Source organism: Candidatus Zixiibacteriota bacterium (assembly GCA_018820315.1).
In the GTDB taxonomy this organism is placed as follows: domain Bacteria; phylum Zixibacteria; class MSB-5A5; order JAABVY01; family JAHJOQ01; genus JAHJOQ01.
The window spans coordinates 1-10,167 of record JAHJOQ010000013.1 but is presented as its reverse complement, the minus strand read 5'-3'; the positions used below and the strand labels follow the sequence as shown (position 1 = coordinate 10,167).

The 10,167-nt window shown below is 50.9% G+C and carries 11 protein-coding genes; all 11 read right to left on the bottom strand.

Translation table 11 applies throughout. The features are described from left to right. Window positions 1–100, bottom strand: a 100-nt coding sequence (locus KKH67_01375; GenBank protein ID MBU1317824.1) for an ATP-binding protein, incomplete at its 3' end; no start/stop codon positions are given. Between the two features lie 15 nt (window positions 101–115). Beyond that, window positions 116–496: a response regulator gene (locus KKH67_01370; protein ID MBU1317823.1), complete on the bottom strand. Its 381-nt coding sequence runs from the start codon at window positions 494–496 to the stop codon at window positions 116–118. 48 nt (window positions 497–544) lie between these two features. Then, entirely contained in the window at window positions 545–1,072 is a 528-nt protein-coding gene (locus KKH67_01365; GenBank protein MBU1317822.1) for a response regulator, read from the bottom strand. Window positions 1,073–1,099: 27 nt separating this feature from the next. After that, window positions 1,100–2,575 carry a PAS domain-containing protein gene (locus tag KKH67_01360; GenBank protein ID MBU1317821.1) on the bottom strand — a complete coding sequence of 492 codons (1,476 nt, stop codon included), beginning with the start codon at window positions 2,573–2,575 and terminating at the stop codon, window positions 1,100–1,102. Further along, a complete protein-coding gene (locus KKH67_01355; protein ID MBU1317820.1) occupies window positions 2,572–2,988 on the bottom strand; it encodes a response regulator in 417 nt (138 codons plus the stop codon). The genes KKH67_01360 and KKH67_01355 overlap by 4 nt, the downstream gene beginning before the upstream one ends. A gap of 9 nt (window positions 2,989–2,997) precedes the next feature. Continuing rightward, the gene (gene hybB / locus KKH67_01350; protein ID MBU1317819.1) at window positions 2,998–4,866 is read right to left on the bottom strand and encodes a Ni/Fe-hydrogenase cytochrome b subunit; all 1,869 of its coding nucleotides are present in this window, start codon (window positions 4,864–4,866) and stop codon (window positions 2,998–3,000) included. Between the two features lie 3 nt (window positions 4,867–4,869). Continuing rightward, the gene (locus KKH67_01345) at window positions 4,870–5,628 is read right to left on the bottom strand and encodes a 4Fe-4S dicluster domain-containing protein (protein MBU1317818.1); all 759 of its coding nucleotides are present in this window, start codon (window positions 5,626–5,628) and stop codon (window positions 4,870–4,872) included. Then, window positions 5,625–6,329, bottom strand: coding sequence for a hypothetical protein (locus KKH67_01340; protein MBU1317817.1), 705 nt, complete (start codon window positions 6,327–6,329; stop codon window positions 5,625–5,627). Before KKH67_01340 ends, KKH67_01345 begins: the two co-directional genes overlap by 4 nt. 3 nt (window positions 6,330–6,332) lie before the next feature. Continuing rightward, a complete protein-coding gene (locus tag KKH67_01335) occupies window positions 6,333–7,805 on the bottom strand; it encodes a (Fe-S)-binding protein (GenBank protein MBU1317816.1) in 1,473 nt (490 codons plus the stop codon). Window positions 7,806–7,869: 64 nt separating this feature from the next. Then, window positions 7,870–8,616, bottom strand: a complete 747-nt coding sequence (locus KKH67_01330; GenBank protein ID MBU1317815.1) for a hypothetical protein — start codon at window positions 8,614–8,616, stop codon at window positions 7,870–7,872. Window positions 8,617–8,805: 189 nt separating this feature from the next. Next, window positions 8,806–10,161 carry a sigma 54-interacting transcriptional regulator gene (locus KKH67_01325; protein ID MBU1317814.1) on the bottom strand — a complete coding sequence of 452 codons (1,356 nt, stop codon included), beginning with the start codon at window positions 10,159–10,161 and terminating at the stop codon, window positions 8,806–8,808. Window positions 10,162–10,167: the final 6 nt, after the last annotated feature.

Sequence of the window (10,167 nt, the reverse complement as noted above, 5' to 3'; positions counted from 1 at the left end):
CCTGATGTCCAATCGCCTGCACGAGATGAGATTTCCCAACTCCGGGAGGTCCCATGAAGAGAAGATCAGTTCTGTCCCGGATGAAGTGACAGGCGGCCATACGGAAAAGAACTAATCAACCTATCAACTGCCGTACTTCTGCTAACAGCTCTTCATCAGTCACCGGTTTCTCAAGGAAGGCAGCCGGTTTCTTCTTCTGCTTCATTCGACCGAGGAACCCGTCCAATTCCGGTGGAGCACCAGTCAACATTATTACCGGAATGTCTGCCGTCTTTCCTGATTCAAGCAGCTTCTTGTACATCTTGACACCCGATTCCCTTGGCATAGAGATGTCCAGCGTAATCAAATCGGGGTGTTCGGTCTCTGCCAGTTCAATCCCTTCAACGCCGTCCTTGGCAGCCACTGCTCTGTAGCCATTGTTTTCAAAGAGTACTGTCAGCCATCTGAGAACATCCGGCTCATCATCCACTATGAGAATTGTCTTCTTGTCTGACATATAAGATACATCCTCCGTTAGATCAGTTCGACCTTTACCGGTGCAATATCAGCCACCAGCCTTCTTCTTCGCGAGAGCATCTTTCAGCTTCCGCAGCGTTTCCGGGCTGGCTTCGTCAATGATGTTCTTCAACTCATTTTGCAGGGCAACCTGCTCTGCCGCCTCTTTCTCCTCGGCAGACGTATCCATCTGAAGGATCGACTTTACTGCGGCAATGTAATTGTCGGCCTTCACCGGCTTCTCGAGATATATCCCGGGGCCGGACATGGTCAATTCCTTGAGATCTGCTTTCCCGAGATCGTCACGTGCATGTCCCGTCACTATTATGATCGGAATACTCCTCCACTTCGGATTCTTGCTCAATTCACGATGGAATTTCGCGCCCGACTTCTTCGGCATCACCAGATCGAGAGATATCAGATCGGGAATACGCTTCTTAACCTGTTCCAGTGCCTCGAAACCGTCGTTGGCAGTGATCACCTCGAAACCGGCATTCAGTAATGCAGCTTTCAGGAAGTTCCGTACATCGGCTTCATCATCAACAACTAGGACAGTCTTTTTGACATTCTCACTCATAGCATCCTCTTCTTACTTTCTCGCACTCTACTCACCTTTTTGTCTACCTTCTTCGTAGAGCGCCATCAGCCTTTTCCGGGGAAACTCCATACGGAAGCAGGAACCTTCGCCTTCTTTTGATACGACCGTGATTGTGCCGCCATGCTCCTGCACGATTTTACGCGTTGTAAGCAACCCGAGACCAGTGCCTTCGCCACCCTTGGTCGTAAAGAAAGTCGTAAAGATTTTCTTCTTAACGTCATACTCGATACCACTGCCGTTGTCGGAGACTTCGAACACCAGCTTGTCACTACGATCTGTCAACCGGATCATCACCTCCGTTCCCTTCTGTTCACCCATCTGACACGCATCGATGGCATTCGAAATGAGGTTTGTAAGACAGGTGTGCAGTCCATCAGGATCAAGAGGAGCGTTGTGCACTTTTCCGACAATGTCTGCTTTCAGCTCTATGCCCGATTGGGCGGCGATGTCTTTGTATAGCCTCACAATGTCCTTAACAATAATTGTCGGTGATATCATCCTGAGCTCCGGCAATCTCCCCTTCGAGAAACTAAGGAAATCTTTGACCAGGGAAGTAGTCTTTTCGAAATTCCTTTCGAGCATCTCCCAACCTTCGTTGATCACTTTCCGATCATTCTGCTTCAGGCCCATGCTCACGATGTATTTCCCACCTTCGAGGCCCATCAGAATGTTCTTAATGCTGTGCGCGAGGCCAGCCACAGTTTGCCCAACCGCACCCAATCGTTCCGCTTTGATCACCTGACTCTCGAGCCGCTTCACAGCCGTAATATCTGTGGAGATTTCTATGACGTGCGCCACAGATTCACCACTTCGCACAAGCGGAGACGTTGTGACTGCATAGTGTATATCCTGCCCGCGACTACCTATGCCTGCCTGATTCGATCTGTGTACTCGGCTGTCCCTGAACGTCTTTGCCGCAGGACAATTCGTGCACTTCGACTTTCTGCGCTTGTATACCTCATAGCAGTAGTGATTCATTACGTCACCGAACTTCTCTCTGAATGCTTCATTGGCCCTGACAATTCGATAGTCACGATCGATGACAGTTATGTAGCAAGGTACTCGATCGAAGAGTATCTGATATTCCTGTTGCCAGCTCTTGGTACCTGTCACCGTTCTTGTCATCTCCAGGACATACTCGACCGGGCCATTCTTTTTGCTACGCAAAGGCGCGATATGTCCCACATAGTGTGTCGGCTTTCCATGCTGGTCGAGTCCGACTGCGTCGGCAACTACCGCACTTCCATCTTCGAACACCTTTGCGGAGGGGCACTCATCACACGGCCTGTGAAGCTTCTTGTATACGCTATAGCACTTTTTTCCGCGCCAATCACCGAACTTCGCAGTGAACCTCCTGTTTGCCATTACAACGTTGTAATTCCGATCTATGACGGCAACGCAGAACGGCACTTCTTCGAACAGAGTCCTGTGCGCAAGCTGTGTCAACCCTTTCGGAATTTCAGATGTTGTATCGGACTTCATGACGTTTTCTTTCGTTTCGATCCTCTATTCGCAGATGTCAGTTTCCCGATCATTACAATATACTCATCAACATCGATTGGCTTTTCAAAAAAACACTCCGGTTCCGATACGGACTCGTCGGAGGCAAGAGACCGGAAGTCAAAAGTTCCGTCCTGTCCTGCACCGCTGACAACCACAACAGGAATCTCCGCGCTGGTCGGATTTGCTTTGAGTTTCTTGTACAGAGCAATTCCTGACTCCTCAGGCATTACGATATCGAGGCTTATCAAATCAGGACGGTTCTGCCGCACCTCGTTAAGAGCAGTTTTCGCGTTCGCGGCAATCACCGCGTCGTAGCCATTCGCTCTCAGTGCCGTAGCAAGATACACTGCGACATCCGATTCATCGTCTACGATCAGAATCCTCTTGGCCACATGCAACCTCTATTTCTCGACCGATTCCGACGCCGGCGCAGGTAGCACCACGCTGCCTGAATACTCGCCAGCCAAACCCATTCCGACGTCCGACTTCATGTGCGGCGGCGGCGAAGTCCGATGACACGTAGGACAAAGTGCCAGATCCGGTTTATCGGCGATTTCCGTACTCTTCTTTTTGTGACATCCGAGACACTGCTGGTGCATAACATCGGCGTAGGAACCAGCGACATAGTCTTCAACTAAGATACTCGACCCGTCCGGCTCAAGATCAATGTGACAATCCTTACATTTCTTTGCCGAAGTAGCTTCTCTGTCGGCTGATACATCATGACACACACTACATGCGATGTTTCCTCCTGCTGGAGAGCCATGCCAATCATGATTGAACGCTCTCGTCTCTGAGTACATGCTCTTGTGACACTCCCAGCATCCGCTTTCCCTGTCTTGTGGCAAATTCATATGGTGACAGGTTGCACACGAAACTTCCGGCTTCAGGCTGTCGGCATGCCCTGCATGATCGAACAACGCCCCGTAACCGTTGCGATTGCCATCTATGAAAAGAGTAGTACCTCCGCGAGCTTTCTGAGCGGTAACCTGCACGACGCCCTCTCCCTGAGTTCTGTGCTGTGGAATTAGAGCGAAACCGATAGCAAAGCTCAATATCAAAGCAAGAGAGTACTTTGTTCGAGCAGCAACAGCAGGTGCCCCAAGCCAGACTTCAGAAGTGTGTCCGAATATCGGCTCAGCGTGTGGATCCGATTCTGGGTGCTTTGGGCGCACCTCCCAGATATGAAACTTCTCGATTGCGTAGAGAAACGCCAATGCTGCCACCGATACGACTCCGAGGCTGATAGAAAGCTCCATCCATGATGGGAAATAGGAATCGCCGGTGATTCCAAGCATAGTCAGTCCGCCGACATCGATACGATTGAGTATCATGCCGAAGACCACCATAGAGGAACCGATCCACTGCCCGGCAGGAGTGTTGCGAATGCGCGGTATTGAAAACAACACGATCGGGATTATGGCTGAGAGAAGCAATTCGAAGATGAACAAATTGCTTTCCCATGTGCCGGCGAATATCGTCGACAACTCACCCGAAATCGCCATGTCGATTAGTTTAATGCCGAGATATGTCGACAGCACCCACACTGCCGCTTTCGAAAGCTTGGCAACCAGATGCGTCTCCGGTTTCCGACGATACAACCAATGAGATACGAGACTCTCAAGGGATACCATCATCAGACCGAGCGCAATTGCCGATACGAAGAACTGAATCGGAAGCACGTTGGAATACCAGAGCGGATTGAGCTTGAAAGGCATAATCAAAAAGAGTGAACCGAGCGAAGATTGATGAAGCGTCGAGAGCATGATTCCCAGGAGCACCAGCGGAAAACGGAACTTCATGAGAAAACTTCTCACCATTGCATAGTGACTCGATTCCTCAAGCGGCACAGGACTGAATTCAAGGAGTAGAACAGTGGTGTAAAGCATCACGCACCAACCGACCTCGAACAGCGGTGAGTGTGGATTCCAGTAGATTATCATGTGCCAGATGTTCCACGGCAGCCCAAGATCGAACATCAGCCCGATAATCACTGCCACATATCCAAGGAATGCAGTTAGGACTGCCGGTCTTACCAGATGATGGAATTCTTCGCGGCGTAGTATGTAGAAGATCGCAGTTACTACAAAGCCGCCTCCCGCCAATGCCACTCCTGCCATAACGTCGAATCCGATCCAGAAACCCCACGGCGTAGCGTCAGTAAGATTGGTTGTGGCACCTAAGCCAAAAACGAATCTGGTAACCCCCACAGCCGCTGCCAGTCCGGTAATCACCCATAAAACGAGCTTTGTGCTCTGCACTCTATCCATGGTCTATTCCTTGTGCTCCTCTTCGCCCTCGGCAAGTCGTTGACGGCGGCGGATGATCCAGTTCAGGGAGTACATCACGCAGCCCATGCCAACGAATGCGAACGGCACCGAATGCATAGCGAGTTCAGTGGTTGTCGGAAGCGATGTAGTCAATGTGTCTGAGTTATATGCCATGAAGCCAAGGTCTATATCAGAGAGATACAGAACCGATGTGCCGCCGACTTCATGCTCTCCCCAAACTCTATTGATATACTTCCCCGGATTCTCGTCGATTCGCCTGTGTGCTTCGCGGATCAACTGATCTCTCTCTCCGAATATCGTAGCTTCCTTCGGACAGGCTTCGGTGCAAGCGGGCTGCTGGCCTTTCTTGATTCTATCGCTGCAAAGGATGCACTTGCGGATATATGGAACCGGTTCATCCCAATCATATCGAGGTATCCCGTAAGGACATGCCATCATGCAGTAGCGGCAACCAAGACACTTATCTTTGTCGTAGACAACGGCGCCTTCTTTGGTCTTTTGCAAAGCCCCGACTGGACAGACAGATGCGCAAGCTGGTTCAAGACAGTGTCGGCATTGCTTGCGAACGTAATGTTTGTCCGGTTTTTCCAGAATCGATGTCCAGTTTCGGGACGAAAGCCCATCGTCCTTCTGCCATTTGCGAGGCACATCAGGTTTCAGTCCGTACTCAGCCTTGCAGGCAGTTACACACTTGAAGCATCCGATGCACTTCGTTATATCTGTCAGGATCGCCACGCTCATACAGGCGCTCCTTTCTTGTTCATGGTTGTAGCCACATCCTCATCGGTACCGGGCGGGAACTTCCATGCCAGTGTTGAAATGAGCTGTGAGAACGGCATCAGAACGCAGTGTGCTATCTTGGTGAACGGAATCAGAATAAAGGCTATCTCGCCCGACAAAACATGTGCCATCATAGAAAGCTGATACACCGACGGGCTGACACCGACATTGGCGCAGATATAGCCTGTCGCAAACGGCATGCTGAGCAACAGCGGCCAGAGATAATCCTGCTTTCTGCTGAGGAAGCTCGAAGAGTGATTGAACACACGTCCGATTAATAGTGCTACGGCGCAGATGATCGTAAGTATCGTCAGATAGTCCGCAACGACCTTGGGAAGTGAAAGCCACGATATGCCGATTACCTTATGCCAAAGCTGGATGTGAGCGAAAAGGAAGATCGGAACCAGCAGCAACCCGATATGGAATAGAATCGAGATCAGACTGTATGCCGGACGGTTCTTGAACGCTCGATTAATCGGCAACAACCACTGTGCGGAGCGGCGCATCACTAAATTCCAGGGCATGGTCTTGTCGCCAGCCCTTCGATATGCTTCTATTGCTCCGTAGAGATCAAAGATCAGTATGCGCAGCAGGCCGAGTGCCATCACGGCAAAGCTCAAACGAAACAGCGGACCTCGTGCGAAATCCAAAAGCGCCTCCATTGTCTACTCCTCCTCCGCTACTTCTTGCGGCTGTTCTTCTTTGACCTTAAGCGAATCGTCGAAGACTATGGCCTTGTATATGAGATCGTGCAGACCTACCACCTCGCAGTCTATCTTCTGATCCTCGACAAGCTCCCTGAGCTGCTTCTTGCAGTTGGCACATGGTGCGACGAGAATCTCGCATCCCGATTTTCTGATCTGGTCTGCCTTCAGTTTTCCGCCGATTGTCGTTCTGTATGGCCGGATCTCATCTATCGACACGGTTCCGCCTCCGCCTCCGCAGCAGATGTTATTCTCACCCATTGGCGTCATCTCCACATAATTCGGGCAGAATGCCCGCAGAAGCTCCCTCGGCTGATCAATGATCCATCTCTGACGCGCAATGTTACACGGATCGTGGTAAGCGACCTTCTGGGTTACGATAGTCGGGTCGAGCACCAAGCGACCCTCTTTCCACACCTCGTATGTGTATTCCATGATATTGATAACCGGAAACGCGTCTTTGCCTCCGCAGTAAGTAGGCAGGAAATACTTCGCCGATCTGGAGGCATGGCCGCATTCCCCGATAAGAACCTGCTTCCCTTTCAGCCTCCTGGTCTCGGCATCAATCTTTTTGACAACGCGTTCGAGAATGCGATCACTGTAAAACAGACCATAGTTGATACCATCAAAGTATCCGGTGCCGGTCGTCCAGGAATCACCCGTTGCGGCGAAAACCGCTGCAATGCCCATAAGAGTCTCCGCTTCCATAAGAAAATCACTCACGGCAGGGAAGAACACATAGTTGGCGCCTTCGACATCCATCGGAAACTTAATCGCTACATTCTTCTCTTCGAGCATGTCCTCTTCGAGAAACTCGAGAGTATCGATCAGCGCAGGAACCGGAATAGCAGAGGTATTACCGGACTTGCCCTCTAACTGCTCACGGGTACTTACCACCAGCGCGCGGGGCGCTATGCCTATTTCGCTCAGGATGTACCTTCCGAGATGAGCGATCAGTCCGTGATCGATGCCTGAAGGACACTCCATAGAGCAGCGGCGGCAAGCGGTGCAGTTCCAGAAACTCTCTGCCATTTCCTGAATCTTATCGTCGGTCAGATGCCCGGTACCCAAGGCCCGTCCCCGCAGCAGACCGCCCATTGTGAAATGACGCCGGTATACGCTGAGCAACAACTCCGACCGAAAGCATGGAATGTCTTTGAGGTCACCTGTGGCCTGGTAAACCTGACAAGTGGTAGCGCACCGAGAGCACTTTGCGCTCATGCGAATGAAATGGTCCAAGGCCATACGATAGCTGGAGTGCTTCAGAATGGCAGCGAACGCCTTGAGGAATGCCCGGGGACGGTCCTCGGCATCATAATCCTCAACGTGATACCGAACATGAAGCTTCTGCTTTTCCACCACCTCCGGTTTTCTGAGTGATACGAATGCCCTTTCCCGCTCCTCAGCATTGATCTTGTCTGTCCTCATATCCATTCCAATCACCTTTTACCGAGGTAGCTCCTCTGGTTTTGTTCTGTATGTTTGCTCGATGCAAGTCTCATGACCATGAGGCCCTTTCATGATCTCGTACCTGACCTTCCAGAATAGGTAACTTGCCGTCCGCTATGATGCGTCCGTGTATGCCTTCAAAATCCGGACTGATCAATTCAATTCCGTATTCATTGCAGCATTTGGCAATCGTCGGATTAGTCGGACAAATGAACACACGGGCGTTGTATTCCAGAGGCATAGCATGATGGAATTCGGCGATTTCTTGTGTGGTACGGTATGTATGCGCCCCGCAACATATGGCCACTCTCACCAGGCCACTGCACACCGGACATGGAATCTCAGCGATAAGATCTATCAGGTGCTGATCCTGATCGGGTGCTTGATGCACTGAATAGCCGTGGCTCTCGAAGAGCGTTCTCGCCCAGTAGACAATGTCCTGATGAGGCGTGTTGCACGGCTCAGTCAGTTCTTCATAGCTCGATGGTTCCACGTCCAATTCGCAGGCTGTGAAGCGTTCCAGCACATCCTCGATAGGTGCACTGATGCCCTGGAACACCTTTATACCAGACGCAACTAACATATCTCGATAGAGACCTTTGATCCCATTGCAGATAAGAGTGCTGACTCCATGCACCTGAAGCAGCCTGACTCGCCGGTACCCCTCTGGTCCGACACATACGATAGACTTTGAAGAAATCACTGCATTGTCTTCAACGAGAGCAATCAGCATGTTGCCGGCAACCTCGAAACAGGGTGCAACCTCGCCTTCGAACTGCGGTATCGCTACTTTCAATCTCACCTCCATTGTAAGATGTTGCATCAAGCGTGCCAGAGGACAGAATTTGGCTCAAAACGATGGCATCTAATACATTATGGAGTAAGCGCATAGGAATACGTTGCAAGAAATGCAACATATATTGTTGCAGTGCAACGATATATGTTGCAACGCAACAGATCACATCGATATAAAATGGAGTAGCAGCTACCCGATCTGTCCAGGATCGATCCGGTGACGCTTAAGCTTGCGCCAAAGAGTAGTCCGATGTATGCCGAGTTCGGCAGCCGTCGGGGCGATTCTTCCCCCGTACTTCCTCAGCGTCGATAGAATCTGGTCAATCTCATCGATCGACCGCGCGAGCGGCGTAGCATACGGCACATCGCCTACGGGTGTTCCGTCAGCCTGCTGGCGAAGATCGGCCGGAAGATGTTCTTTCTGTATTACGCCTCCGTGGCAAACGACGAAGCCGTACTCAATGATGTTCTCGAGTTCTCGGACATTACCGGGGAAATCGTGTTGCATCAGAATGTGCATTACGTCCGGGCTAACGCTAATGATTCGCTTTCCCTTGCGGGCGTTAAATTTGCTGATGAAGTGATCTACCAGATATGGTATGTCTTCACGTCTCTGCTTCAGCGCTGGAAGCTCAAATTTAACAACGGCGAGTCGGAAATACAAGTCATCGCGGAATCGACCCTGAGCCACAAGATCTTTCAAATCTCTATTCGTGGCGGCAACGATTCTAATGTCAGCCTTCACGAGTTTTGTTCCGCCTACAGGCTCGTATTCACGCTGCTGCAGCAGACGCAGGAGCTTAACCTGGATCGAAAGCGGTAGATCGCCGATCTCGTCGAAAAACACAGTCCCGCCTTCGGCGAAGGCCAGCTTACCGGGTTTGTCCTGCTTGGCATCGGTGAATGCTCCTCTGACATATCCGAACAGCTCCGACTCAAATAACTGATGTGGCAATGTTCCGCAATTTATGGTGATGTTGCTGCGGTCTTTTCGCGGACTAAGGCTGTGGATAGCACGGGCGAACAATTCCTTCCCAGAACCTGACGGCCCCTGGATGAGCACTGTGCTTTCGCTTTCGGCTATGTCGGGAAGGATCGCGAACAATTTGTGAATCTGTGGGCTTCTTGAGACTATATCCTCGATGGTGTATTTCTGATCGAGTTCCTTGCGCAGATGCTCAATCGCCGACAGGTCACGAAATGTCTCAACAGCGCCGAGTACTTTCCCATCGTCATCCCTCAGAATTGCAGTTGAAATACTGATGGGGATTGTCTCTCCCCGGTTGTTGATTATATTCACCCCGCGGTCTATCGCTTGAACGCCTGTCTTCATAGTACGATTTAGAAGGCAGCTCTCGCAGATATCTGAATGCAGCACATCCGAACAGCGACGGCCGACCGCTTTCGATGCCGGGATTCCGGTGATCCTCTCTGCCGCGGCATTAAAACTCGTGATAATCCGCTCACTATCTACCGTGAATACACCGTCAGCAATGGAACTGAGGATTACTTTGAAGAATCTGAGTTCTTCGGATGTTTCGCTCATACTGTG